The sequence below is a fragment of the Mucilaginibacter sp. P4_E8 genome, assembly GCF_056401495.1.
The window spans coordinates 1-1,033 of the sequence record NZ_JBFUJG010000409.1; the positions used below are offsets into that span (position 1 = coordinate 1).

Here is a 1,033-nt window from a genome sequence, read left to right on the forward strand (position 1 = left end):
ATGCATACCTGAGCACCTATATTAACATTATTACCGATAACAGGGCATTGCCCGCCATCAACTTTATTTCCAATAGTGATTGATTGTCGTAAAGTACAGTTTTCACCAATAACCGCACCTTGATTAATAACAATGGCCTGGATATGAAAAATTCTTAGTCCTGCTCCAATAACTGTTTGATATTTAATTTCAATGCCCAGCAACCATTCAAACAAAAGGGTATAAAACACTCTGTATGGTAAAAGAAGATACCTGGCGGTTTTACTACAACGCCCGTAATTTGCAATTCTAAAACACAAAGTTACTATCCGCCCTTTGGTGTTATGTTTGTTAGCCGCCCAGTCCTGTAAAACAAATTTCCTGAACGACATATTTGATTTGTTCATAGGTAAAACAATATTATTAAGTATTCACCTTTAATGAATAGTAGCTTTTACATGCCAATCCAATCATCAAATACGTTAAAAACATAGGTACAACACTTTCAAGTGTTTGATCAATAAACGCCGTAATAACATTTGAAATAATCATACAGGCTACTGTAATAGATATCCAGTTTGCCCGCAGAATAAACTTTTTGGTAAGCTTGAAAAGGAACCAGGCCAATACCAAAAATCCTATCAGGCCAAACTCAATAAAAAACGCACAGGCCGAATTAAATGGATTTCCTAATACAGCGCTTCTTGAACCTGTTGATTTTGCATAATCCTCTGTATACAGATGGCTTAAATATTTTTTAGTAAACTCATTTGATTTAGGAGGAATTGAGGTAGGCAAGCCCGCGGAGCCCGGCTTTTTGTATAATATATCATAAGCCAATGAATTTGCCGCCCTGCTACCATTTGTTCCGGGGCCTGTACCGACTAAATATTCAAAAACAGAACGGGTATCAGGACTAAACGTTGATCCGTAATACTCCACTTTCATGTTGTACCTTCCGTTTATATAATCTTCATATTCTGCCTGCTTATCCTCAATCTTCTGTTCAATCACCGAGATAGAGAGCATAGTTACCGTTATGATCAATAAACTA

Annotated in this window: 2 protein-coding genes; both read right to left on the reverse strand. The window is 36.8% G+C overall.

Annotated elements, in window-relative coordinates:
* The coding region (locus AC1DRQ_RS31785) for an LbetaH domain-containing protein (RefSeq protein ID WP_477430186.1) at positions 1-386 on the reverse strand (386 nt) is incomplete at its 3' end.
* A gap of 16 nt (positions 387-402) precedes the next feature.
* Positions 403-1,033: hypothetical protein (locus tag AC1DRQ_RS31790; protein WP_477430188.1), on the reverse strand; the 631-nt coding region annotated here is incomplete at its 5' end.